Source organism: Polymorphobacter megasporae, assembly GCF_018982885.2.
GTDB classification, from domain to species: domain Bacteria; phylum Pseudomonadota; class Alphaproteobacteria; order Sphingomonadales; family Sphingomonadaceae; genus Polymorphobacter_B; species Polymorphobacter_B megasporae.
Genome location: NZ_CP081848.1, coordinates 2,827,189 through 2,850,165, shown reverse-complemented (window position 1 = coordinate 2,850,165; position 22,977 = coordinate 2,827,189). Strand labels below are relative to the sequence as shown.

The following is a 22,977-nucleotide window of genomic DNA, read 5'->3' as shown; positions in this document are numbered from 1 at the left end:
AACGCGGTGCAGCTGACCGACGTCGGCATCATCAGTCATTTGATCGCGTGCGTCGGCTTCAGCGCGCTCGCGCTGAGCGTGCTGATGCGCCCGCAGCGCGACGGTGCCAGCAGCTGGCTCGTCATCGCCGCGCTGGTCACCGCCGCATGGGCGGGCGACTTCGTCCTGTCGGCGCGGCTCGGCGGCGGGTATGCGCTGCTGCTTTCGCCGATGGAGACGTTGCGCACCGCGTCGTGGATCGGCTTCCTCGTCGCCCTGCTGCGGACGTCGTGGGCGCTCGACGACCGGCTGAGTTCGTCGTTCATCATCGCCAGCGCGATCGGCTTCGTCACCGCGATGCAGTTCGGCCTCGATTTCGTAGACATCGTCGGTAGCCACGGCGGGTCGCTGCATGCACGCCCGGTTATCGCCGCGCTCTTCGTCGTCGGACGGCTGACCGTCGCGATCAGCGGCCTCGTCCTGATCCACAACCTGTACGTCAACGCCGAACCCGGCAGCCGCATCGGCATCCGCTTGCTGTGCATCGGGCTGGCGGGGTTCTTCGTCTACGACCTCAACCTCTACACGCTGCGTTTCCTGCTCGGCAGCATGTCGTCCGACCTGTTCAATATCCGCGGCGCGGTCGATGCGATCGTCGTGCCGCTGCTGTTGCTGTCGGCGCGGCAGGCGTGGGTCGCCCGGGTCCAGGTGTCGCGGCAGGTCGTATTCCATACAATGTCGATGTCGATCATCGGCGGGTATCTGATCATCATGGCGCTGACCGCCTACGGCCTGCGGCTCGTCGGCGGCGACTGGGGACGACTCCTCCAGATCACCTTCCTGTTCGCGACGATCATTCTTGGGTCGACCGTCTTCGTCCTGCCGCGCTACCGGGCGATGCTGCGGATCCAGATTTCGAAGCATTTCTTCGCCTACCGCTACGATTACCGAACCGAATGGCTGCGCTTCATCCAGACCGTGTCGGGGGTCGATGCCGACAAGGGTCGCCTACCCGAGCGCGTCGTTGAGGCGGTGTGCACCGTCGTCGATTCGCCCGGCGGAGCGCTGTTCGCTCCCGGCGACGACGGCAAGTTCGACGTCCTCGCGCAGTGGCACTACAAAGGCTTCGTGCCGAGCGCGGTCGCGGTCGATGGCGACCTGGCGACGTTCCTGACGGTCCGCCAGCGGATCGTCGATCTCGACGAATTGCGCGATGGCGAGGGCGATTATGACGGCCTCGTCCTCCCGCCCTGGGCAGCGGGCGACCGGCGCGCGTGGCTGATCGTGCCGTTGCTTTATCTCGACTCGCTCAAGGGCTTTATCGTCGTCGAGCGGACCGTCGTTGCGCGGACTCTCAACTGGGAAGATTTCGAGCTATTGCGGACGCTCGGCCGCCAGTCGGCGAGCTATATCGCCGAGGCCTCGACCCAGGCCGAGCTCGACGAGGCCGGCAAATTCGACGAATTCAATCGCCGTTTCGCCTTCATAATGCACGACATCAAGAACCTCGTCAGCCAGCTCAGCCTCGTTGCGCGCAACGCCGAGCGCCATGCTGACAACCCGGCGTTCCGCGCCGACATGGTCGCGACGCTCCAAGGATCGGTCGGGAAGATGAACGACTTGCTCGCCCGCCTCGCCCAGCGCACGTCGGGTCGCGCCGAACATGGCGAGGCGGTCGACCTCGCGCTCCTCCTCGCCGAGATCGTTTCGGTCAAATCGCGCCAGCACGCGGCGCTCGAGCTTGCGCAGGCGCGCGAGCAGCTGTTCGTCACCGCCGACCCGGTTCGCCTCGAGCAACTGTTCGGCCACCTGATCCAGAACGCGATCGAAGCAAGCCAGCCCGGTGCGGCGATCCAGGTCGACCTGCGGCAGGATGCGGCGACGGCGGTGATCGAGATTGCCGACCACGGCTCGGGTATGTCGCCGGCGTTCGTCCGCAACGAGTTGTTCAAGCCGTTCCGTTCGACCAAGGCGGGCGGTTTCGGCATCGGGGCGTATGAGGCGCGCGAGCTCGTCCGCGCCGCTGGCGGCCGCCTCGATGTCACGAGCCGCGAGGGCGAAGGGAGCATTTTCACCATCCGACTGCCCCTCGCCCTGTTGATCGCGGCGTCGCAATCGCGGACAGGGGTCGAGAGCCCGATGAGGATAAGTGCTTGAATAGTCCGATTGCGTCACGGAAATTACTGGTGGTCGAGGACGACGAGGGGCTGCAGCGGCAATTACGCTGGAGCTATGAGGATTATGACGTCGTTACCGCCGGCGATCGCGCCACCGCGCTCGACGCGGTCGAGGAACATTCGCCCGCCGTCGTCACGCTCGACCTCGGCCTGCCGCCCGATCCCGACGGCACCAGCGAGGGCTTCGCCACGCTCGATGCGATTCTCCGGATCAAGCCCGGGACCAAGGTGATCGTCGCCTCGGGCCACGGTGCGCGCGCAAGCGGCCTCCGCGCGATTGCGAGCGGGGCGTTCGACTTCTACGCCAAGCCGATCGACATCGACGAGCTCGGCATGATCGTCCGGCGCGCGTATCACGTCCACGACCTCGAGGCCGAAAACCGGCGGCTGACCGCGGCACAGGCCGGCGGCGACGTTCTCGGAGGCATCATCACCGGCGCTCCCGAGATGCTCAAGGTCGCGCGGATGATCGAGCGCGTCGCCACCGCCGACGTCACGGTGATGCTGCTCGGCGCCAGCGGGACCGGCAAGGAACTGCTCGCGCGCGGCCTCCACGAGGCGAGCCTGCGCAAGGGCAAGCCGTTCGTCGCGATCAACTGCGCCGCGATCCCCGAGAACCTGCTCGAGTCAGAACTCTTCGGCTATGAAAAGGGCGCGTACACCGGCGCCGCCAAGACCACCGAGGGGAAGATCGAGCTCGCCGAGGGCGGCACCTTGTTCCTCGACGAGATCGGCGACGTGCCGCTCCCGCTTCAGGTCAAACTGCTCCGCTTCCTCCAGGAGCGCGTGATCGAGCGGATCGGCGGACGGCGGGCGATCCCGGTCGATGTCCGCATCGTCTGCGCGACCCACCAGGACCTCGAGGCGATGATCATCGCCGGGCGTTTCCGCGAGGACCTCTACTATCGCCTCGCCGAGATCATCGTCCGCATCCCGTCGCTCGCGGCGCGCCACGGCGACGCGACCTTGCTCGCGCACCACTTCCTCGCCAAGTTCGGGCGCGAGCACGGCCGGACGTTCAAGGGCTTCACCCCCGCGGCGCTGACCGCGCTCAACGACTGGCACTGGCCGGGCAATGTCCGCGAGCTCGAGAATAAGCTCAAGCGCGCGGTGATCATGGCCGAAAATCCGCTGCTAGACGCCGTTGACCTCGATCTTGGCGGCAAGGACGCGGCGTCGCTCAACCTGAAGCTGGTCCGTGAAGACGCCGACCGCAAGGCGATCCGCCTCGCGCTCGCACGGACCGAGGGCAATCTGTCGACGACGAGCAAGCTCCTCGGCATCAGCCGCCCGACGCTGTACGACCTGCTCAAGCAGTATGCGATCGAGTCGTAAGCGTCACCGCGCTTGCGCTTCCCTCCTCGGCCCCCTAAACCGCGCCTTCGGTCGGAGCGTGGCGCAGCCTGGTAGCGCACTTCGCTGGGGGTGAAGGGGTCGCAGGTTCGAATCCTGTCGCTCCGACCAGTCTTCCCTTCACTATCCCCCCTCCCCGCTCACTCGTGCGGCGCGTCGATGGAATAGACGATGTGGCGGAGGAGCGGGTGGCCGTCGGGCAGTTCGGGGTGGTCGAAGTCGAGATCCTCGCGGCGAACCATGCCGAGCCGCTCCATCAGCCCCCACGACCGCGTGTTGCGCGGCACCGTCATCGCCACGACCGACGTCAGCTCGCGCTCGACGAAGGCGACGTGCAGCGCCGCGCGCGCGGCTTCGAGCGCATAGCCCATGCCCCAGTCGTTGCGGCCGAGCCGCCAGCCAATCTCGAACTCGCCGTGGATCGGGCTGCTGATCGTCACCGGCTGAATTCCGGTGAAGCCGATGAAGCGGTTGGTCGACAACGTCTCGATCGCCCAGAAGCCGAGGCCGGTGGCTTTGATCGCCGCGCTCTGGCGGGTGATGATCGCGTCGCTCTCGTTGCGGAACAGCAGCGCCGGGAAATGCGCCATCACCCGCGGATCGGCGTTCATCGCCGCGAACGGCGCATGATCCGCATCGTCCCACTGACGGAGACGCAGGCGCGCGGTGACGAGGCGGCCTTTGGTGTCACGGACGGGCGGGGCTTCGATCATGGCACCATCGCTTCGCTTAGGGGAACAGGGGGGCGGCACTCAATCCGGCAGCTTCGGGCAAGCCGAGCATGGCGTTCATGTTCTGGATTGCCTGCCCCGACGATCCCTTCACGAGATTGTCGATCGCGACGATGACGATCGCGCGTCCGGGTATGCGGTCGGCGAAGACGTTGACCACGACATGGTTCGACCCGCGCACCATCCGCGTCGCCGGGGCGACGCCTTCGGGGAGGAGATGGACAAAGGCTTCGGCCGCGTACCGCGTGTCGAGCGCGGTGCGGAGGTCGGCGACGGGGTGCGCGGTCTCGACGATCATCGTCACCAGCTCGCCGCGGTTCATCGGGATCAGATGCGGGGTGAAGCTGATCATCACCGGCGACGCGGCGCGAAGCGACAGCTCCTGCTCAATCTCCGGCATGTGGCGATGGCGGCCGATCGCGTACGGCGCGACCGCCTCGGCGACTTCTGCGAAAAGATTGGCCTCTTTGAGCGACCGCCCTGCCCCGCTCACCCCCGACAGCGCGTTGACCGTGATCCGCTCGGGCGAGATCAGGTCTATCAGCGGCAGCAGGCCGAGCAGGACTGCGGTCGGGTAACAGCCCGGGCAGGCGACGATATCGGCTCCCGGGAGGTCGTCGCGGGCGAATTCGGTCAGGCCGTATAGCGCGCCCGGCAGCAGATCGGGGGCAGGATGCGCGTTGCCGTACCAGTCGGCGTAGGTCGCCGCGTCCTTCAGCCGAAAATCCGCCGACAGGTCGACGATCCGCGGCCCGCGGATCCCGCTCAGCAACTCGGCCGACGCCGCGTGCGGCAGGCAGCCGAACACCACGTCGACCCCGGCGAGATCGATATCCTCGGCCTTGACCAAGCGGGGCAGCGCCGGGAACATCGCGAAGTGCGGCCAGACTTCGGCCATCGATTGGCCGGCCTTGGCGTTCGCCGACAGCGCGGCGATCTCGATATTCGGATGCGATAGCGCCAAACGCACGAGGTCGGCCCCGGTATATCCCGAGGCCCCGAGCACGGCGATGCTGACTTTCGACATGGTGTCGGGTTAAGCCACGCTTCAGCCGGTCGCAAGCACGATGCGGCCGCCGACAGGAGATGTGACCGATGCTGCTTCTTGCCCTGACCGTCTTCAGCACCCTAGGCACCCGGCCGCCGGTGACCGTTCCGCGCTGCCAGACGGCGGCGACCACCGTCGCCTTCGACCAATGCCTTGGGCGCGAGCGCGACACATCGCTGCGCACTCTCGAACGCTACCGGCTTGCCGCCCGGTCTAGGATTGCCCGCGAGAACCCCGAGAACGGCCGACTGCTCGGCGACTTCGACGCGGCGCAGACGGCGTGGGTCGCCTACCAGAAGGCCGAGTGCGGCGCGGTGTACACGCTATGGCAGAGCGGCACGATCCGCGGCGCGATGAGCCTGCGCTGCGAACTTCGCCTGACGCAGCTCCGGACGCACCAGCTGTGGTCGACGTGGCTCGTCGACGAGAACGGCCCCGCCCCCCAGCTGCCCGAGCCGGTCGTCGAGGCGGGCTCCTAACGCGGAGGCCGGTCGTTCGGCGGACCGTCGTCGTCGGGCTCGTCCGGCGGCGGGCCGAGCCGCCAGTGGTGGTCGTCGAACTGGACCTCGCTAACCTTGCGGCCGCTCGCGTCGCGGGCCGGGCGGTAGCGGAAGCGCTTCATGACGAGGCGGCACGTCGTCGAGTCGAGCAGCGCGCTCCCGCTCGACCTGACGATACGACAGTCGGTGATGCGTCCATCGGGGCTGATGACGTAGCGCGTCGTCAGGTCGCCCTGGATACCGGCGTCGCGGGCTTCACGGGGATAGTCGCGGTCGCGGATATCGCCGCGCAGGTATTCGGCATGCGATCCGCCGCCGCCGTCGCCGGTGCCGCTCGACCCGCTGCCGGTGCCATTCCCCTGCCCGCCGCTCCCCGATCCCGGGCCGGGGACGGGAGCGGCACCGGCGCTTGGGTCGGCTCCTATTCCCGGCAGCGGCGCGGCGATGATCAGCGGCGGGCGCTCGATCTTGATCGCGGGAGGCGGTGCCACGACCGGGGTCGCGCGTGCCCGAAGCGCGGGGGGTGCAGCGGCCCCGCGCGGCTGCGGTGCGCGGGCATGCGGGGGCACTGGCCGGGGCTTCGGCGGCGGCGGCGCGACGGGTTCAGGCGGAACGTCGAACACCTTCAGCGTCTCAGCAAGGCGCGGCACCGGCGCGACCCCGAGCCCGACGATCAGCGCGTAGCCGAGCAGGAGCTGGAGCGCGACCGCAAGGGTCGCGGGGATGATCCGGTCGGAGTTGAAGGCGGGCATGATCCGAAGGTAACGCCCGATGGCGCGGTTCGTCGCGCGACGAGTGCTTCAGGGCCAGCAACTCGCTGCCGGACCGGTGTCGGGAATTAACCAGCACCGCCGCGGAAGTCCACGAAGTCCACACGAAAGCGGGTAAGATTCCGCCCCTTATGAGCCGAATTGGTACTTTCGACCGGCAGGCTTATCCATCGCTTTAGGAGCCCGATCGTAACCGAGCGACTCGCTCGATTTGAGGTCGACGGCGCTACCCGAGCAGCCGCGCGACATCGCGCGCGAAGTAGGTCAGCACCCCCGAGCATCCCGCGCGCTTGAACGCGGTCAGCGTCTCGATCATCGCCTTGGCACGGTCGAGGACGCCAGCGGCGACCGCCGCCTCCATCATCGCGTATTCGCCACTGACTTGATACGCGAAGACAGGGACTTCGAAGCGGTCCTTCACGCGACGCACGATGTCGAGATACGGCAGGCCGGGCTTGACCATGACGCTGTCGGCGCCCTCCGCAAGGTCGAGCGCGACTTCACGCATCGCCTCGTCCGAATTAGCGAAGTCCATCTGGTAGGTCTTCTTGTCGCCCTTGAGATACCCCCCCGACCCGACCGCATCGCGAAACGGACCGTAGAATGCACTCGCGTATTTCGCCGCGTAGGCCATGATCTGGACGTCGTGGAAGCCTTCGCCTTCGAGCGCGTCGCGGATCGCGCCGACCCGCCCATCCATCATGTCCGACGGCGCGATGATGTCGGCCCCGGCGCGAGCGAGCGTCAGCGCCTGCCCGACCAACACCTCGACCGAACTATCGTTGACGATCCGGTGCTGGGCGTCGAGCAACCCGTCATGGCCGTGGCTCGTGTACGGATCGAGCGCGACGTCGGTCAGCACGCCGATCGTAGCCCCCGAGTCCTTGATCGCCTTGACCGCCCGGCACATCAGATTGTCGGGGTTGAGCGCCTCGGCTCCGTCGTCGCTACGCGCGCTCGCGGGTGTATTGGGAAACAGCGCGAGGCACGGGATGCCAAGCCCGGCAGCCTCGCGCGCCGCTGCGCCGATCAGGTCGACCGACAGGCGATCGACCCCCGGCATTGTCCGCACCGGCTCGCGATTATTGATGCCGTCGGTAACGAACAGCGGCCAGATCAGGTCGGCGGGCGAAAGCGTCGTCTCGGCGACCATCGCGCGCGACCAGGCATAGGCGCGGCTGCGGCGGGGACGAAGGGCGGGATAGCGGGCATGGGTCATATCGGACAATTAGCGCGCGCCGAGTGGCGTGTCCAAGGGTCAGGCTGAATGAGCCGCCGTGGCGCTTTCAGACCGTCGTCATGCGCCAATCATACCCTTCGCCGAGCCATCGCGCCGCCGCACTGCCACTCCGACCAGACCGAAGCCGGCAACAAGGAATGCCCACGACGACGGTTCGGGGGTCGAACTCGCGATCGAGTCGGGCCGCCATGTGCCGCCCCACATCGCCGGACTCTCGCCGAAATCGAAGCTCCAGCTGTGGTTCGAAATCGCGTGGCCATCGGGATCGCCGAGATGGCTGAGTAAAAAGCCAGTCGGGTGGCAGTGGACGAAATCGACCGATCCCGCCGTATATTCGTTCGCCGGGTCGAGGGACGAGGCATCGTCGGCCGTGCTTACCGTCCAGTCGAACGACGAATAGCCGTCGGAAATCATCATCGGGGTCATCGTGTAGGTACCGGTGAACGAATTAGACGGCGCGGGAGGATAACCGTCCGCCGGGTCGCCGGCCGCTGTGCCGAGACGGATGTCGACGTCGATAACGACCGCCTTGCCAACGGCAGGACCGAACTGGCCCGAAGCAGGATCGGACACCGAATAGGTCACGACGCCCGTACCGTGAAACGACAGGTCGGTGATCGCCGCGGTCACGGGCGCTGCTGCGATGGCAACGAGTGCTGCGCCGATCACAAAAATGTGCATCGCGGGATCCGATTAGAGCCTGCCCGAATTGGTACGTCTGCACAGACCATTGCGCCAGCGGTACGGTTGCGGCGGCAGGACGCGCGGGTTAACCGACGGCAATGACCGCTCCCCTGCTTGTCTTCGATTCGGGTGTCGGCGGCCTGTCGGTCCTCGCGCCGATCCGCGCGCTATTGCCGGGCGTTCCAGTCGTTTACGCCGCCGACAACGCGGGCTTTCCCTACGGCACCAAGACCGAGGCCGAGATTGCGAGCCGAGTCCCGGCGCTGCTCGGGCGACTCGTCGAGCGCTACCGACCGCGGCTCGTCGTCATCGCGTGCAACACCGCGTCGACGATCGCGCTCGCCCCTGTTCGCGCCGCGCTCGACCTTCCCGTCGTCGGCACCGTCCCCGCGATCAAGCCCGCCGCCGAGGCAAGCCGCAGCCGCGTCATCGGCGTGCTCGGCACGGCGGCGACGGTCCGGCAGCCGTATGTCGACCGGCTGTCGGCAGAGTTCGCCGCCGATTGCCGCGTCATCCGCTACGGATCGAGCGTCCTCGTCGACCTTGCCGAGGCCAAGCTGCGCGGCATCGCCCCCGATCCGGCGGCGATCGCACGCGAACTAGCCGGGCTGCTCGACCAGCCCGATGGCGACAAGCTCGACACCGTGGCGCTCGCCTGCACCCATTTTCCACTGCTCGCGGAGGAGCTTGCCGCCGCCTCCCCGCGCCCCCTGACCTTCGTCGATGGCGGGCGAGGGATTGCCCGCCGCGTCGCGTATCTGCTGTCGAACACGGCGCCGGTCTTGAGCTCCACCCCTGCGCAAGACCACCGAGCAGCGCCCCCCGCCAGCTCACGCGCCGTGTTCACCCGCCCCTCCCCCGACGTTGACGCGCTCCGCCCCGCGCTCCACAGCTATGGCCTCGACGAGATCGACTTCCTGTAAGGACCGGACGTGGCGCTGACCGATGCCGAACTCGTCGAGCGGATGAACCGCCGCACCGCGCCGACGTCGGCGCTGCTCGGGATGACGGTGCTTGGCGTCGACCAGGCGGCAGGGACGGTCCGACTCAGCTTCGCGCCAAAGCCCGAATTTTGTAACCCCATGGGCAATGTCCAGGGCGGTTTCATCGTCGCGATGCTTGACGACGCGGCGGCACTTGCGGCGATCGTCAAGGCGGGGACGCGGATCGGCATTCCGACGATCGAATTGAAGACAAGTTTCTTCGGCCCCGCCAAGCTCGGCGAGCCGCTTTATGCCGAAGGGCGTTGCATCAAGCTCGGCAAGCGGATCGCCTTCATGGAGGCCGACCTGACCGACGCGGGCGGGAATCTGCTCGCGCGGCTGACGACAAGCGCGGTGCCGCTGCAGATGGCGGGCCCGGCAAATTTGGTGGAGACGGCATGACCGACACGACGATCGACCCGATGATTGCTCCGGCTGCCGATGTGCTGATCGAACGGCGCGGGCGTGCGCTGTGGATCACGCTCAATCGCCCCGCAGCACTGAATTCGCTGACTCGCGCGATGTGCAACACGATCCAGGCGGTGCTTTACGACAGCATCGGCGATGCCGAAGTCGCGCTCGTCGTCATCGAGGGCGCGGGCGAACGTGCATTCTGCGCGGGCGGCGACGTCGTCGCGATGCATGCCGCCGGGCGCGTCGGCATCGAGGGCTGGCAGGCCTTCTTCCACGACGAATACCGGATGAACCAGACCATCGCGCGTTATCCCGACCCGTATGTCGCGATCCTCGACGGGGTCACGATGGGCGGCGGCGTCGGCCTGTCGATCCACGGGCGCTTCCGCGTCGCTACCGAACGGACATTGTTCGCGATGCCCGAGACCGCGATCGGGCTGATCCCCGACGTCGGCGGGACCCATGCCCTGCCCCGCTTGCCCGGGCATATCGGGACGTGGCTCGCGCTGACCGGCGCGCGCCTGAAGGCGGCGGACTGTGTCTATGCCGGGATTGCGACGCATTACGTGCCCGTCGAACGGCTGGCTTTGCTCGGCGAATTGCTGTCGACCGGCGACGAACCCGTCGAGACGATCCTCGAAACGCTCAATGCCGACCCCGGCGAGCCGCCGCTGGCGATGCTGCGCGACGCGATCGACTACCACTTTGCGCACGACACGATCGAGGCGATCCTGGCGAGCCTTGCGACCGGCGACGACTGGGCGCTGTCGATCCACGCGACGATCGCGGCAATGTCGCCGACCTCGCTCAAACTGACGCTGCGCGCACTGCGCGACGGTGCGGGCGCGGACATCGAGGGCGCGCTCCGCACCGAATACCGCGTTGTCAGCCACATCCAAGGGGGTCACGACTTCTACGAGGGTGTTCGCGCGGTCCTGATCGACAAGGACAAGTCGCCGAAATGGTCACCGACCACGCTGGGGATGGTGACAGAAGCCCAGCTCGACCCCTATTTCGCCGAACCGGCGGGCGGCGACCTGACCTTCGACTAGGCGAGCCCGGTATTACGGATCGACATCTGCCACGCCCAGTGCTTCGGGACGAAGAAGCCGGCGGCATGGACGTCGGCAGCATAGGTCTTGAATTCGGCCATCCGCTCGATCGTGCAAACCGAGCCATATTTGCGTAGCGGGCTGATGCGAACCTTGCCGGGTTCCGCCGGATCGGGTTTGAGGTCGGCGAGCGCGCTCGGCGGGTGGAACGCGGTGAGCGGAAAGCCCTCGCCGCCATCCATGTCGCGGCGGGTCAGTGCGCCGAACGCACCGTGGCGATGTGATTCGGCATTGTGGTGGACCCGTCGCAGCGCGGCGTTCGGGCCGATTGCACCCATGTCGATGTTGAGGGCATTGATCGCACGCAGGATGCGCGGCGTAAGGTTGCCCATGTCGCCGTGTTCCTGGAAGGCGACCCCCGTCTTGCCGTCGACCGGCAGCTTCGCCTGTTCCTTGATCTTGGCGATCTGGCCGGTGTGCAGTCGCATGTCGAGAACCTTGTCGAGCGCCGCGCCCGGCTTGTAGACCAGCCCATGCGGCGTGTGACCCGGGACCGGCTTGGCGAGAACGATCGCGTCCTTCGAGATTTCGACCGAGCTTCGCGCCATGTAATCGCCCCACCGCGGGCAAATCGCCATCAGGTCGTAGTCGCCGGTCATCGCTCGGTTGCCGGCACCGACTTCGGCCGACACCATGACTTCGAGCGGCTCGAGCTTGGCGATCATCGCGGCGTCGAGTTTGCCGGTCTTCATCCGGTCGACGAGCGTATCCCAATGACCCCAGATCGGCCCGGCGGGCGGCAGCATGATATCGTACTGGTTCCGGCCGGACTTCTTGCGGCCGATGAAATTGAACCGCATCCGATCACCGCTGCGGAAACAGCCGAGCAGGATGATCCCTTCCTCGGGAAATTCCTTGATTTCGAAGACCGCGGTTCGGGGCGGCGATTCACACGTTTCGCTCAGCTGCATCTGAATCTCGGCGCGGGTCAGGCTGAGCTGTGCCTTGTCGGCAAAGCCCGACTTGATGCCGTCGTTATTGAGCTTGGTCCCGGCTTCGGCCTTGCCCGCGTTGTTGCCGACCTTGCTGTAGATGCCGAGGTGCGGGACGAACCCCGCCTGCGGGCCCCAGTCCGAGCTTTTTCCCTTCACGTGGAAATTCTTCGACGGGTAGGGCGGGGTCGAGCTGAGCCAGCGCTTCGACCACGGGCCGGTCGACCGAAAGACGATGATCTCGTCGAGCGTCGCGGCGGTCTGCAGGCACGCTTCCATATCGCCGCGGGGCATCCCGTTCTCGGAATGTCCTACCGACGGACCGATACCTATCTGCATGCCATTCCCCCCGAACGATAGTAGCAGGACGATGGACTTGCCGGGTGGCCGGGTCCAGCAATTGATTACGGCTGTTAACGAGGGCGCTGCTGGATCGATGGCGCGAATTTTCGAGCCGCCGGTGCTGGCCCCTACTCCGCCGGCTTGACCCGCTCGTCGACGCGGCCCGAGCGCTCGAGCTTGCCCCATCCCACGCTCGGCCCGCGCAGCGCCGCGGTCAGCGCGCGGATGACGACGTAGTACATGATCTGGCGGTAGCCGAAGCGCTGCGGCAGCATCAGCCACAATAGCCGCCAGCGCTCGTTCGCCTCGAGCCCGAAGGCGACGACCCCGGCGAGAATGTCGATCGCGCCGAACGCGAGCCAGAACAGACCCATCCGCGCGACGTCGCTCTGCGTCGCCGCCCAGCCGTGCGCCTCGACCGATAGATAGGTCGCGACGATGCTCGCGAGCAGCGCGAGGTCGATCAGCGGCGAGATCGCGGCGAAGACAACTTGGAACACGATCGCCTGCGGCAGGCCGATCCGCGCCAGCCCGCGCGGCTTGCCGGTGACGAAGATGCCGCGGTGCTTCCACAGGCACTGGAGCGTGCCGAATGCCCAGCGGTAGCGCTGCCGGGCGAGCGCGGCGAAGCTTTCGGGCGCCTCGGTCCACGCGATCGCATCCTGATCGTACATCACCTTCCAGCCAGCGCGCTGGATCGCGATCGTCAGGTCCTGGTCCTCAGCGAGCGTGTCGGCCGGGTAGCCGCCGACCGCGCGGATCGTGCTCGCGCGCCATGCTCCGACTGCACCGGGGACGACGGTCATCGCATCGAGCCGCGCCAGCGCACGGCGTTCGAGGTTCTGCGCGGTGATATATTCGAGCGCCTGCCAGCGCGTGACGAGGTTGACGCGGTTGCCGACCTTGGCGTTGCCCGCGACCGCGCCGATCGCGGGATCGACGAACCAGCGCGCGAGCCGCGCGATCGTGTCAGGTTCGAACTGGGTATCGGCGTCGAGCGCGACGACGATGTCGCCGGTGGCGAGCCCGAGGCCGTGATTGAGCGCGCTCGCCTTGCCGCCGTTGACCAGAGTCAGCAGCCGCACGCGGGGATCGTCGGCGAAGGCGGCGGTGACGATCGCGCTCGTCGCATCCTTCGACCCGTCGTCGAGGACGATGACTTCGAGCCGGACGTCGCGACTGGCGAGGACGCGGCGGACCGAGGCCTCGATCACCCGCGCCTCGTTGAACGCGGGGATCAGGACCGAGACGAAGCGGTCGGGGTCGATCGGCGGACGGACGATCGCCGCCTCGAGCCGCGCCTGCCATAACGCCAGCGCCGACAGCGTCAGCGCGCGCCCGATGCCGAGCGTGATCGCGATCCCGAACATCCATTTTAGCGCGAGGATGCTGAAGCCGAGAATGTCGAACAGCGCGAGGTCGGTCTGCGACGCGGCCAGGTCGTCGGCATTGAGCGCAGGCATGACCTGCGCCGACGTCAAGCCGATCAGCTGCGACACCGGTACGAAGCGGTAGCCGCGCGCGCGGAGGATATCGATGAGCTGCGGGAGCGCCGCGACGGTCTGCGCGCGGTCGCCGCCCGCGTCGTGGAGCAGGACGACGTTGCCGCTGCGGTCTTCGGTCGAATCCTCGACGCCTTCGATCGTTGACTGGACGATCGCATCGACGCCCGGACGCCGCCAGTCGCCCGGATCGACGTGGAGGCCGACGGTCAGATAGCCAAGCTTCTGCGCGACGGTGACCGGATCAATTTCGTCCGCCGTGGTCGGCTCGGCGTCGCCGAAGTACGGCGCGCGGAACAGGCGCAGCGAGCGCCCGGTGAACGCCTGGAACAGCCGCTGGTTGGCGTTTAGTTCGAGCCGCGTCGTCCGGTCGCTCGCGGTGCCGAGGTTGGGATGAGTGTAGGTGTGGTTGCCGATCTCGTGCCCCTCGGCGAGTTCGCGGCGGAGCAGCGCACGCTCGGGCAGCGCGTTCTCACCGATGACGAAGAAGGTCGCGGGGACGTTCTTCGCCTTGAGCACGTCGAGGATCTTTGGCGTCCAGTTCGGGTCGGGGCCATCGTCGAAGGTCAGCGCGACGAGCCCGGGACGGTAGCCAGCGCGCTCGATCGCGTACGGCGTCGGCAGGCGGATGAAGCGCGTGTCGACGATCAGCCCGCGCGGATCGACCGTCACCTCGCGCTGGCCGGCGACCGGGGTCGCGCCGACGTGGAGGATTTCGCCGCTACCCTCGATGTCGACGTTGATACCGGCGGGCATCGCCTCGATCGCGGCGGGTGAGACCGGCCCCGGATGGCCGCGCCCGAAGATCCGCCACACCGACGGGTCTTCGGTGCCGAGCCGCCATAATGCGAAGGCATTCACGCCCAACGCGCGCACCGCCATCAACTGGTTATGAACGCTCGCGGCATCGAGCATCCACACCTGATGCGTCTCGCCGCCGCTGCCGTAGGCGTAGGTAACGTTGCCGCTCGCGGCGTCGAACCGCGGCATGACGCTTGATTCGTGCGCGTTGAGCAACGCCTGCTCGACCGAGGTCGCATCGGCGCTGCCCGGCTTGCTCCAGTCATACGCGTAGCTGCCGAGCGCGACGACGACCTTGCCCGGAGGCAGTCCGCGCAGGTCGTGGCGGATCGTTTCGACGAACCACGGCTGCGACGCGATCGGACCCGGATCGCCGTCGGGGTCGTGCTCGTCGTACGCCATAAGGAACATGCGGTCGACGATCGCGGCATAGACCTTGAGGTTCCACTCGGGGTTGCCGACCGGAACCGCGATCGCCAGCCGCCAGCCATGCCGCGCGCAGCGAACCCGGGCTTCCTTGAGGAAGGCGATATAATCGCGCTGCGCCGACTCGGGCAGGTTTTCGAAGTCGAAGAAAATGCCGTCGACCTTCTCGACGATGAAGCCCTGTTCGAGATTATCGAGCAACGCCTTGCGCTGCACCGGCGAGGCAAGCAGCCGTGCCATGCCGGGACCGTCCCATTCGCCCTGCAGCGCATTCTGGACCATCGGCAGGATCTTCGGCTTCGACGGGGCCGCAGCGATTATCGCGCGGCCGCGCAGATCGGGAAAGCGCGTGATGCGGTGGTCGGGCCCGGTGACCGACACCCACGCCGGGACGAGCCAGTCGAGATCGCCGATATGCCGGACGAGCGACGCGGCGCTGGCATCGTCCCACGGAGCGTGAAACCCGACCGCGAGCGGCGCGGCGGTATTCGGTCCCGCCTTCGCTAGCCACGACGCGCGCCGAAGCACCCGCCCAGCGTCGCGCCGGGTGTCGTGCGCAAGTTGACCGAGGTCGCGGACCGGCGGGCGTTCGACGGTGAACGGCAATGGCGCGCCGGCAGTGGCGGAGACGATCGAGGCGATGAACAGCCCCAGCGCCGCAATGATGAGCAGGACGAAGGCGACGAGCGCGACCCCAAAGCGCCGCCCGCGCCGCCCGGTCGGGTCGTGGAAGATCGCGCGCTCAACCATGAAATGTCGGGATCATCGGTACCATCAGCTTCGAAGCACCGCCCTTAGCGCAACCGTCACGCGGGTGCGATAGGGTCCGACAGGCAGACGCAGGGGGTCGTGCGACGGACCCGGCACCGCTTGGCCGCGTTCGGCTCTCGCCACCACGGCCCCACAAGGAGATCGAGATGAGTTTGTTCGGACGGATCATGGACAAGATTTTCCACCACCCCGCCGCTGCTGCCCCGGCTGCCGCTGCTCCGGCCACCGCAGCACCGACCGCTGCACCGGCGACCGCACCTGCGGCGGCGACCGTCGCGCCTGCCGCTGCACCCGTCGATGTCGAAGCGGTGCTGACCGAAATGGCGTCCCACGGTAACGGCGGAAACTGGCAGACGTCGATCGTCGACCTGCTCAAGCTGCTCGACCTCGATTCGAGCCTCGACGCGCGCAAGGGCCTCGCGCAGGAACTCAACGTCCATGCCGGTGCCGACGGCTCGGCCGAGGAAAACATCGCGCTGCACAAGGCGGTGATGAGCGAGCTCGCCGAAAATGGCGGCAAGGTGCCGGCGAGCATGCGCGACTGATCTGGTATCGGGCGAATACGAAAAGGGCCGGGTCATCGCTGACCCGGCCCTTCACGTTTCGCGTGATGCGCGATTAGCGGCGGCTGCTGACCAGCCAGCCGATCAGGACGCCGACGGCGATGCCACCGACCAGCGTAGCGATCGGCTGCTCCTGGACGGTGTTGCGGACGGCTTCGCTGCCCTTTTCGGCATACTGACGGCCGGTCTCTTTCGCCTTCTGGACATAGTCAGGCGCGTTGTCGGCCCAATCGTTGACCGCGTCCTTGGCCTTGCCGTACGCGTCCTGGACCTTCGCCTTGGCTTCGCCAAAAGCTTCCTGCGCCTTGCCCTTGGTCTCGTCGAAGGCACCCTCGGCCTGGGTCTTGGTGTCGCCGAACGCGCTGCCGACCGCGCCCTTGGCCTTGCCGCCGAACTCGTTCAGCGTGCCTTCGACCGTATCGCTGTTGATGGCCATGATGATTTCCTCTGCGGTTGGAACTCGAGCGGCCCAACCTTCCGGTCCGGCCCGCGCCCGCTCAACGGACATGCAATGAAATAGTTCATTCCGGAGCCGAAAGCTAATCGTCGCGATGCACCCGACCGCGCGCCGCCTTGATCCCCGACCGCACGCTCTTGCCCTCCAGCCGCCGTTCCTTCGACCCCGCGGTCGGTCGCGACGCGCGGCGCTTGACCGGTGCGACGGCGGCGGCGGCGATCAGCGCCACCAGACGCGCACGGGCGTCGGCGCGGTTGCGCTCCTGTTCGCGGAAGCGCTGCGCTGTCAGCACGAGCACCCCATCCTGTGTCATCCGGCTCCCGGCGAGCTTCATCAGCCGCACCGCCACCGCATCGGGGAGGTTGCGCGACCGCCGGACATCGAAGCGGATCTGCACCGCCGAGCTGACTTTGTTGACGTTCTGCCCCCCGGGCCCGCTCGCGCGGATGAAGCTTTCGTCGATCTCGTCGTCGTCGAGCGCGATTTCGGGGGTGACGGGGATCATGCCGACGCCCTACCCTATCCGCCGTCCAGCGTCACCGGAGCCCTTGCGCATGATCACCGTCCACCACCTCAACAATTCGCGGTCGCAGCGCATCCTCTGGCTGCTAGAGGAGCTCGGCACCGGCTACGACATCAAATTCTACATGCGCGACACGACGACCAACCTCGCCCCGCCCGAGCTGAAGGCGGTGCATCCGCTCGGCAAGTCGCCGGTGATCGAGGACGGTGACCTCAAGGTCGCCGAGTCGGGCGCGGTCACCGACTATCTGATCCGCACCTACGGCAATGGCGCGCTCGCCCCAGCGCCGGGGACGCCGCTCCATGAAGCCTATCTCGAATGGCTCCACTTCGCCGAGGGATCGGCGATGCTGCCGTTCATGCTCGCACTGTACACCGGGCGGCTCGGCAACGCCGCCGCGCCATTGAAGCCGCGGATCGACGAGCAGGTCGCGAGCCACCTCGCCTTCTTCGATGCCGAGCTCGGTGACAACGATTGGCTCGTCGGCAATGCGTTGTCGGGGGCCGACATCATGATGTCGTTCGTCGCCGAGATCGCCGCGACGCGCGGGCCGATCGCCGATTTCCCGCGTATCCTCGACTACGCCAAGCGCATCCAGGCGCGCCCGGCATGGCGCGCGGCGCTCGAGCGCGGCGGACCGTACGCCCTGACGCTCCCGGCTTAAGGCTCGGCGGTCAGCCACAGCCGGGTAAAGCGCGGCCACAACAGGTTGAGCGCGAGGCCGCTGAGGACGAGCGCGCCCGCGCCGAGCTTCCACAGCGGCAGCGGCTCGGCGAGCCACCATGCGGCGGTGCCCATGCCGAACACCGGCACGAGCATCGACCATGGAGCGACCGTCGCGGCCGGATAGCGCGTCAGCAGGAAGCCCCACGCGCCGTAGCCGAACATCGTGTTGCCGATCGCCTGCCAGACAATCGCGCCCCATGTCGTGGCGTCGGCGCGGGCGACCCCGGCGACGATGGCCGGCCAGCCCTCGATCGTCAGCGACAGCAGGAACAGCGGCGGCACCGCGAACAGGCTCGCCCAGACGACGTAGGCGAGCATGTCGACGCCCACCGCGCGTCGTTGGACAAGGTTCCCGCAGCCCCACGCCAACGCGGCACCGAGAACCAGCGCGACGCCGGCGACCGTCGTCGTGCCGCCTGAATTCGCGCCGATCACTGCGATGCCCGCTGCGGCGAGAACCAGCGCGACCACTTGGACCGCGCGCAGCCGCTCGCCGGTGAGAAGCAGGGCGAGGCCGATAGTGAAGAAAACCTGGCTTTGCACGACAAGGCTGGCGAGCCCCGGCGAGATGCGGCCGCTCATCGCGATGAACAGCAGCCCGAACTGCCCGACCCCGATCAGGATGCCATACAGCGCGAGCTGACCGAGCGGCACCTTTGGCCGCCGGAGCAGGAAGACCCCGGGAAACGCCGCGAAGGTGAAGCGCAGCGTCGCGAACAGCAGCGGCGGCAGATGCCCGAGCGCGAGCTTGATGACGACGAAATTGGTCCCCCAGACCGCGACGACGCCGAGCGCGAGAAGCGTGTGGCGCGGGGTCAGGGCATCGCTCATGCGTCGCTGCGCTCGCCCCGGCGCGGCAAGGCCAGCCCGAACAGCGCCGCCGCAGCTCCGGCGAGGCCAACCGCCATCACCGCCGCCATCGGCACCGCCGTCCCGTCGTGGAGCGTCCCCGAGATCGCCGCCGCGAGCGCGCCGACGCCGAACGCCGATGCCCCCATCAATGCCGAGGTCGCGCCGGCGCGTAACGGATCGACGCTCAGCGCGCCGGCGCTCGCATTCGATTGGACGAAGCCGTACGCAGTCAGCGTCGCGAACAACAAGGTGACGATCACCATCGCGCCGAGACCCAGCACGGCGGCGGCGCACAGCAGCGCCCCCGACACGACGCACGCGAGACTCGACATCCCGAGGATCGTGTCGGATTCGAAGCGATCGAGCAGCAGGCGGTTGACCTGGCTCGCGCCGATGATGCCGACAGCGTTCAACCCGAACAGCCACGCGAATTGCGTCGGGGTGAAGCCGTACGTCGAAATGAATAGGTCGGGACCCGCGGCAATATAGGTGAACAAAGTTGCGCCGTTGAGCGCCGCGGCGAGCAGATATCCGACCAGCCGCCGCTGGCGGAGGAGATCGAAGAATGACATGACGATGCTCTCGCCGCGCGCCTGTTCCGCCGTTGCGACCGACCGGCTTTCGTCGAGGCGGAAGAACACCGCGAGCCAGACCGCAGCGGCGAAAGCGGCGAGGACGAAAAAGATCGCTCGCCACGGCGCGTAGGTGATCAGCGTCGCCCCGATCAACGGCGCGACGAGCGGCACGACGCCGAACACGAGCATGATGAAGGAGAAGATTCGCGCCGAATCCTGGTGGCTGTAGCGGTCGCGGACGACGGCGCGGCCGACGACCATGCCGGTGCAGCTGCCGAGCGCCTGGAGGAAACGCCCGATCGTCAGCCAGCCGATCGTCGGTGCGGCGGCGCAGAACAGCCCGGCGATGACGGCGATGCCGAAGCCGATCAGCAGGACCGGGCGGCGGCCCATGCGGTCGGACAGCGGCCCCCACAGGAGCTGTCCCGCCGCCATGCCGACGAGATAGGTCGCGACGGTGTTCGCCACCGCCGCCGGCGACGCGTGCAGCGCGAGCCCGATCGCGGGCAGGCTCGGCAAATAAATGTCGATCGCCAGCGCGCCGACCGCCGATAGCGCGCCGAGCAGGACGATGCTGCCGACGGTCGGATGAGCGGCGGCGGCGGGTTGCGGTGAATGCATCGTTTGACTAGCCATGATAACTCAACGCCGGATACCGGCAATTGCTGCGCCGCAACAGCGGCATTTGGGGAGCGTCCGCGCCATGACCGCGATCAATACCGTCACCGACCTGACGATCGACGGCGATGTCGGCGTGATTACGCTCGATTCGCCCCCAGTCAACGCGCTGTCGGCCGACGTCCGCGACGGCCTCGCGCACGGCTTTGCCGCCGCGATCGCCGATCCCGCGGTCAAGGCGATCGTGCTGATCTGCGCCGGACGGACCTTCATCGCCGGGGCCGACATCTCCGAATTCGGCAAGCCACCGCGCGGGGCTGGGCTTCATGAGGTTCAGGCGACGATCGAGAATTGCCCGAAGCCGGTTGTCGCCGCGATCCACGGCACCGCGCTCGGCGGCGGGCTCGAAGTCGCGCTCGTCTGCCATTTCCGCGTCGCGGTGCTCTCGGCGAAGTTCGGCCTGCCCGAGGTCAAGCTCGGGCTTCTCCCTGGCGCGGGCGGAACGCAGCGCCTGCCCCGCCTTGTCGGGGCTAAGGCCGCGCTCGACATGGTCACGACCGGCAAGCACATCGGCGCGAAGGCCGCCGCTGCCGCTGGCCTGATCGACGCTGTCGTCGACGACTTGCGTGACGGCGCGATCCACTTCGCCCGCCGTGTGCTCAACGAGAATCTCCCGCTCAACCGCGTCCGCGACAAGCCGGTGCTCGGCGTCGAGGACGGCATGTTCGACGCGTATCGCAAAGCCAACGCCAAGGCGTTCCGCGGCTTCGACGCCCCTGAAGCCAACATCCAGTGCATCGAAGCCGCCGCGACATTGCCGTTCGACGAGGGCATGGCGGTCGAGCGCAAGCTGTTCATGGGGCTGATGACCGGCCTTCAGTCGCGCGCGCAACGCTATGTTTTCTTTGCCGAACGCCAGGCGAACAAGATCGACGGGCTCGACCCCGACGCTCCCCTCCTGCCGGTCGCCAGCGTCGGCATCATCGGCGCGGGGACGATGGGCGGCGGCATCGCGATGAACTTCTTGAACGCCGGGGTGCCGGTGACGATCGTCGAGATGAAGCAGGAGGCGCTCGACCGCGGCGTCGCGACGATCCGCAGGAATTACGAGAACACCGCCGCGAAGGGCCGGATGACCGCCGACGACGTCGAGGCGCGGATGGGCCTGCTGACGCCGTCGCTCGATCTCGACGCGCTCAGCGCCGCCGACCTCATCATCGAGGCGGTGTTCGAGAACATGGCAGTCAAGAAGGAGGTGTTCGGCAAGCTCGACCGCCTCGCCAAGCCCGGCGCGATCCTCGCGTCGAACACCAGCTATTTGAACGTCGACGAGATCGCCGCGGCGACCTCGCGCCCAGAATCGGTCGTCGGGCTCCACTTCTTCTCCCCCGCCAATGTCATGCGGCTGCTCGAGGTCGTCCGCGGCGCGAAAACCGCCGGGCCGGTGCTCGCGACCGCGATGGCGACCGCGAAGAAGATTGGCAAGGTCGCGGTCGTTGCCGGGGTTTGCGACGGCTTCATAGGCAACCGCATGCTCAGCCAGCGCCAGCAGCAGGCAATGGCGTTGATCGTGGAAGGTGCTTTGCCTGCCGACGTTGACCGCGTGCTGTTCGACTTCGGCTTCCCGATGGGGCCGTTCCAGATGTCCGACCTCGCCGGGCTCGACATCGGCTGGAACGCCGAGACGTCGAAGGGCGTGACGATCCGCGACCGTCTCTGCGAGGCAGGCCTGCGCGGCCAGAAGAACGGCCATGGCTTTTACGACTATGACGCCCAGCGCAACCGTATCCCGTCCCCGGTCGCCGAGAAGATCATCCTCGACTACGCCGCCGAGCGCGGGGTCAACCGCCGCCATATCGACGACGCCGAGATCCTCGAACGCTGCCTGTACCCGATGGTCAACGAAGGCGCGAAAATCCTCGACGAGGGCATGGCGCAGCGCGCGAGCGACATCGATATCGTCTGGATCAACGGCTATGGCTGGCCAGTCTATCGCGGCGGGCCGATGTTCTGGGCCGACAGTGTCGGTCTCCCGGCTATCGTCGACAAGCTCAAGCAATACGGCATGGAGCCTGCGCCGCTGCTCGCGAAGCTGGCAGGCGAGGGCAAGGGCTTCAACTGAGCCCTGTCCTACACGTTGCACGGTCGGATATGGTGTCGCCTCGATTCGCCGGATCCGTCCCCGGCGACGCTCTTTCTCATTGTTGGCCGCCGACCGATGGCTTCGATTTCAGCCCCCCGGGGAAAGCGATAATCATCGACGTTTGTGTGAACTTATTTTGAACTTAGCAGCCACGATGCGGCATCGGCGCATCGCAGACCGGTAACCAATCGGCCATCGGCATCGTATATGATGGGTACAACCCATTGATCAGAGGCCTTATGCCCGTTAGCCGCCGTTCATTCGTCAACCTCGCCACCGCTGCCGTTGCCGCTCCGCTCGCGTGGTCGCTGCTCGGCGGCCGCCTCACCGCCCGCGCCGCGACCACTGAGAAGTTCGAGGTCAACCTGACCCCGGCGCAATGGAAGGCGAAGCTGTCTCCCGCCGCGTTCGCCGTGCTGCGCGAGGAAGGTACCGAGACGCCGTTCACCTCGCCGCTCAACGATGAACATCGCGTCGGGACGTTCGCGTGCGCCGGGTGCGCGCTGCCCGCGTTCGCCAGCTCGACCAAGTTCGACAGTCATACCGGCTGGCCGAGTTTCTGGGCGCCGCTGAAGAACGCGGTTCGCCAGCGCGAGGACGGCTCGCTCGGCATGACCCGGACCGAGATTCATTGCCGCCGTTGCGGCGGTCACCTCGGCCATGTCTTCGACGACGGACCGAAGCCGACCGGACTGCGATATTGCATGAACGGGGTCGCGATGACCTTCGCCCCTACCCGCGCCTGAAGAGGATAA

At 67.3% G+C, this 22,977-nt stretch carries 21 protein-coding genes and 1 tRNA gene; 11 read left to right on the top strand and 11 right to left on the bottom strand.

The genetic code is table 11. The features are described from left to right. Positions 1-6 precede the first annotated feature (6 nt). The 3 genes from prsK (at position 7) to KTC28_RS13330 (ending at position 3,620) form a co-directional block, all read left to right on the top strand. A complete protein-coding gene (gene prsK / locus KTC28_RS13340) occupies positions 7-2,136 on the top strand; it encodes an XrtA/PEP-CTERM system histidine kinase PrsK (protein WP_216707635.1) in 2,130 nt (709 codons plus the stop codon). Beyond that, entirely contained in the window at positions 2,133-3,491 is a 1,359-nt protein-coding gene (prsR, locus tag KTC28_RS13335; RefSeq protein ID WP_439650100.1) for a PEP-CTERM-box response regulator transcription factor, read from the top strand. The genes prsK and prsR overlap by 4 nt, the downstream gene beginning before the upstream one ends. A gap of 52 nt (positions 3,492-3,543) precedes the next feature. After that, positions 3,544-3,620 (top strand) — tRNA-Pro (locus KTC28_RS13330). A 29-nt stretch (positions 3,621-3,649) separates the two neighbouring features. Here KTC28_RS13330 and KTC28_RS13325 read toward each other — a convergent pair. Together KTC28_RS13325 and argC are read right to left on the bottom strand one after the other, a co-directional pair. Continuing rightward, complete coding sequence (locus KTC28_RS13325) at positions 3,650-4,222, bottom strand: GNAT family N-acetyltransferase (protein ID WP_216707634.1); 573 nt, start codon at positions 4,220-4,222, stop codon at positions 3,650-3,652. 16 nt (positions 4,223-4,238) lie between these two features. Then, positions 4,239-5,267, bottom strand: coding sequence for an N-acetyl-gamma-glutamyl-phosphate reductase (argC, locus tag KTC28_RS13320; RefSeq protein WP_216707633.1), 1,029 nt, complete (start codon positions 5,265-5,267; stop codon positions 4,239-4,241). A 68-nt stretch (positions 5,268-5,335) separates the two neighbouring features. Here argC and KTC28_RS13315 point away from each other — a divergent pair, with 68 nt between their 5' ends. Then, complete coding sequence (locus KTC28_RS13315) at positions 5,336-5,767, top strand: lysozyme inhibitor LprI family protein (RefSeq protein WP_216707632.1); 432 nt, start codon at positions 5,336-5,338, stop codon at positions 5,765-5,767. Here KTC28_RS13315 and KTC28_RS13310 read toward each other — a convergent pair. From KTC28_RS13310 to KTC28_RS22865, 3 genes are all read right to left on the bottom strand, one after another. After that, complete coding sequence (locus tag KTC28_RS13310) at positions 5,764-6,540, bottom strand: energy transducer TonB (protein ID WP_216707631.1); 777 nt, start codon at positions 6,538-6,540, stop codon at positions 5,764-5,766. The genes KTC28_RS13315 and KTC28_RS13310 overlap by 4 nt on opposite strands. A gap of 244 nt (positions 6,541-6,784) precedes the next feature. Further along, on the bottom strand, positions 6,785-7,777 hold the full coding sequence (gene hemB, locus KTC28_RS13305; protein WP_216707630.1) for a porphobilinogen synthase: 993 nt from the start codon (positions 7,775-7,777) through the stop codon (positions 6,785-6,787). Between the two features lie 78 nt (positions 7,778-7,855). After that, positions 7,856-8,479 carry a PEPxxWA-CTERM sorting domain-containing protein gene (locus tag KTC28_RS22865; protein ID WP_255602017.1) on the bottom strand — a complete coding sequence of 208 codons (624 nt, stop codon included), beginning with the start codon at positions 8,477-8,479 and terminating at the stop codon, positions 7,856-7,858. 101 nt (positions 8,480-8,580) lie between these two features. Here KTC28_RS22865 and murI point away from each other — a divergent pair, with 101 nt between their 5' ends. The 3 genes from murI to KTC28_RS13285 are packed head-to-tail and all read left to right on the top strand — an operon-like array spanning position 8,581 to position 10,931. Next, on the top strand, positions 8,581-9,405 hold the full coding sequence (gene murI / locus KTC28_RS13295; protein ID WP_216707629.1) for a glutamate racemase: 825 nt from the start codon (positions 8,581-8,583) through the stop codon (positions 9,403-9,405). Positions 9,406-9,414: 9 nt separating this feature from the next. Further along, complete coding sequence (locus tag KTC28_RS13290) at positions 9,415-9,867, top strand: PaaI family thioesterase (RefSeq protein WP_216707628.1); 453 nt, start codon at positions 9,415-9,417, stop codon at positions 9,865-9,867. Next, positions 9,864-10,931 carry an enoyl-CoA hydratase/isomerase family protein gene (locus KTC28_RS13285; protein WP_216707627.1) on the top strand — a complete coding sequence of 356 codons (1,068 nt, stop codon included), beginning with the start codon at positions 9,864-9,866 and terminating at the stop codon, positions 10,929-10,931. The genes KTC28_RS13290 and KTC28_RS13285 overlap by 4 nt, the downstream gene beginning before the upstream one ends. Here the strand turns inward: KTC28_RS13285 and KTC28_RS13280 are convergent. After that, positions 10,928-12,262 carry an anthrax toxin-like adenylyl cyclase domain-containing protein gene (locus tag KTC28_RS13280; RefSeq protein WP_223132250.1) on the bottom strand — a complete coding sequence of 445 codons (1,335 nt, stop codon included), beginning with the start codon at positions 12,260-12,262 and terminating at the stop codon, positions 10,928-10,930. The two genes, KTC28_RS13285 and KTC28_RS13280, sit on opposite strands and share 4 nt — an antisense overlap. Positions 12,263-12,393: 131 nt before the next feature. Next, complete coding sequence (locus KTC28_RS13275; RefSeq protein WP_216707625.1) at positions 12,394-15,744, bottom strand: polysaccharide deacetylase family protein; 3,351 nt, start codon at positions 15,742-15,744, stop codon at positions 12,394-12,396. A gap of 167 nt (positions 15,745-15,911) precedes the next feature. Here KTC28_RS13275 and KTC28_RS13270 point away from each other — a divergent pair, with 167 nt between their 5' ends. Beyond that, positions 15,912-16,310 carry a DUF3597 family protein gene (locus KTC28_RS13270; protein WP_216707624.1) on the top strand — a complete coding sequence of 133 codons (399 nt, stop codon included), beginning with the start codon at positions 15,912-15,914 and terminating at the stop codon, positions 16,308-16,310. 73 nt (positions 16,311-16,383) lie between these two features. Here the strand turns inward: KTC28_RS13270 and KTC28_RS13265 are convergent, their stop codons facing one another. Both KTC28_RS13265 and arfB read right to left on the bottom strand, forming a co-directional pair. Further along, positions 16,384-16,764 (bottom strand): CsbD family protein, encoded by a 381-nt coding sequence (locus tag KTC28_RS13265; protein ID WP_216707623.1) that lies wholly within the window; start codon positions 16,762-16,764, stop codon positions 16,384-16,386. Between the two features lie 103 nt (positions 16,765-16,867). Further along, on the bottom strand, positions 16,868-17,290 hold the full coding sequence (gene arfB, locus KTC28_RS13260; RefSeq protein ID WP_216707622.1) for an alternative ribosome rescue aminoacyl-tRNA hydrolase ArfB: 423 nt from the start codon (positions 17,288-17,290) through the stop codon (positions 16,868-16,870). A gap of 49 nt (positions 17,291-17,339) precedes the next feature. Between arfB and KTC28_RS13255 the strand changes: the two genes are divergently transcribed. Beyond that, positions 17,340-17,972 carry a glutathione S-transferase family protein gene (locus KTC28_RS13255; protein ID WP_216707621.1) on the top strand — a complete coding sequence of 211 codons (633 nt, stop codon included), beginning with the start codon at positions 17,340-17,342 and terminating at the stop codon, positions 17,970-17,972. Here the strand turns inward: KTC28_RS13255 and KTC28_RS13250 are convergent. Both KTC28_RS13250 and KTC28_RS13245 read right to left on the bottom strand, forming a co-directional pair. Next, a complete protein-coding gene (locus tag KTC28_RS13250) occupies positions 17,969-18,865 on the bottom strand; it encodes an EamA family transporter (RefSeq protein WP_216707620.1) in 897 nt (298 codons plus the stop codon). The genes KTC28_RS13255 and KTC28_RS13250 overlap by 4 nt on opposite strands. Then, positions 18,862-20,082 carry a multidrug effflux MFS transporter gene (locus KTC28_RS13245; RefSeq protein WP_255602016.1) on the bottom strand — a complete coding sequence of 407 codons (1,221 nt, stop codon included), beginning with the start codon at positions 20,080-20,082 and terminating at the stop codon, positions 18,862-18,864. Before KTC28_RS13245 ends, KTC28_RS13250 begins: the two co-directional genes overlap by 4 nt. 82 nt (positions 20,083-20,164) lie before the next feature. Between KTC28_RS13245 and KTC28_RS13240 the strand changes: the two genes are divergently transcribed. Both KTC28_RS13240 and msrB read left to right on the top strand, forming a co-directional pair. Further along, positions 20,165-22,201 carry a 3-hydroxyacyl-CoA dehydrogenase NAD-binding domain-containing protein gene (locus KTC28_RS13240; RefSeq protein WP_216707619.1) on the top strand — a complete coding sequence of 679 codons (2,037 nt, stop codon included), beginning with the start codon at positions 20,165-20,167 and terminating at the stop codon, positions 22,199-22,201. 260 nt (positions 22,202-22,461) lie between these two features. Next, the gene (gene msrB, locus KTC28_RS13235; protein WP_216707618.1) at positions 22,462-22,968 is read left to right on the top strand and encodes a peptide-methionine (R)-S-oxide reductase MsrB; all 507 of its coding nucleotides are present in this window, start codon (positions 22,462-22,464) and stop codon (positions 22,966-22,968) included. Positions 22,969-22,977 lie beyond the last annotated feature (9 nt).

Bases quoted from the DNA above. Each gene is read 5' to 3' on its own strand.
- murI (WP_216707629.1), top strand. From the start codon at position 8,581: ATGACCGCTCCCCTGCTTGTCTTCGATTCGGGTGTCGGCGGCCTGTCG.
- KTC28_RS13245 (WP_255602016.1), bottom strand. From the start codon at position 20,082: ATGCATTCACCGCAACCCGCCGCCGCCGCTCATCCGACCGTCGGCAGC.
- KTC28_RS13250 (WP_216707620.1), bottom strand. From the start codon at position 18,865: ATGAGCGATGCCCTGACCCCGCGCCACACGCTTCTCGCGCTCGGCGTC.
- KTC28_RS13270 (WP_216707624.1), top strand. From the start codon at position 15,912: ATGAGTTTGTTCGGACGGATCATGGACAAGATTTTCCACCACCCCGCC.
- KTC28_RS13280 (WP_223132250.1), bottom strand. From the start codon at position 12,262: ATGCAGATAGGTATCGGTCCGTCGGTAGGACATTCCGAGAACGGGATG.
- hemB (WP_216707630.1), bottom strand. From the start codon at position 7,777: ATGACCCATGCCCGCTATCCCGCCCTTCGTCCCCGCCGCAGCCGCGCC.
- KTC28_RS13275 (WP_216707625.1), bottom strand. From the start codon at position 15,744: ATGGTTGAGCGCGCGATCTTCCACGACCCGACCGGGCGGCGCGGGCGG.
- KTC28_RS22865 (WP_255602017.1), bottom strand. From the start codon at position 8,479: ATGCACATTTTTGTGATCGGCGCAGCACTCGTTGCCATCGCAGCAGCG.
- KTC28_RS13265 (WP_216707623.1), bottom strand. From the start codon at position 16,764: ATGGCCATCAACAGCGATACGGTCGAAGGCACGCTGAACGAGTTCGGC.
- KTC28_RS13255 (WP_216707621.1), top strand. From the start codon at position 17,340: ATGATCACCGTCCACCACCTCAACAATTCGCGGTCGCAGCGCATCCTC.
- KTC28_RS13325 (WP_216707634.1), bottom strand. From the start codon at position 4,222: ATGATCGAAGCCCCGCCCGTCCGTGACACCAAAGGCCGCCTCGTCACC.
- KTC28_RS13240 (WP_216707619.1), top strand. From the start codon at position 20,165: ATGACCGCGATCAATACCGTCACCGACCTGACGATCGACGGCGATGTC.
- argC (WP_216707633.1), bottom strand. From the start codon at position 5,267: ATGTCGAAAGTCAGCATCGCCGTGCTCGGGGCCTCGGGATATACCGGG.
- KTC28_RS13285 (WP_216707627.1), top strand. From the start codon at position 9,864: ATGACCGACACGACGATCGACCCGATGATTGCTCCGGCTGCCGATGTG.
- msrB (WP_216707618.1), top strand. From the start codon at position 22,462: ATGCCCGTTAGCCGCCGTTCATTCGTCAACCTCGCCACCGCTGCCGTT.
- KTC28_RS13310 (WP_216707631.1), bottom strand. From the start codon at position 6,540: ATGCCCGCCTTCAACTCCGACCGGATCATCCCCGCGACCCTTGCGGTC.
- KTC28_RS13315 (WP_216707632.1), top strand. From the start codon at position 5,336: ATGCTGCTTCTTGCCCTGACCGTCTTCAGCACCCTAGGCACCCGGCCG.
- arfB (WP_216707622.1), bottom strand. From the start codon at position 17,290: ATGATCCCCGTCACCCCCGAAATCGCGCTCGACGACGACGAGATCGAC.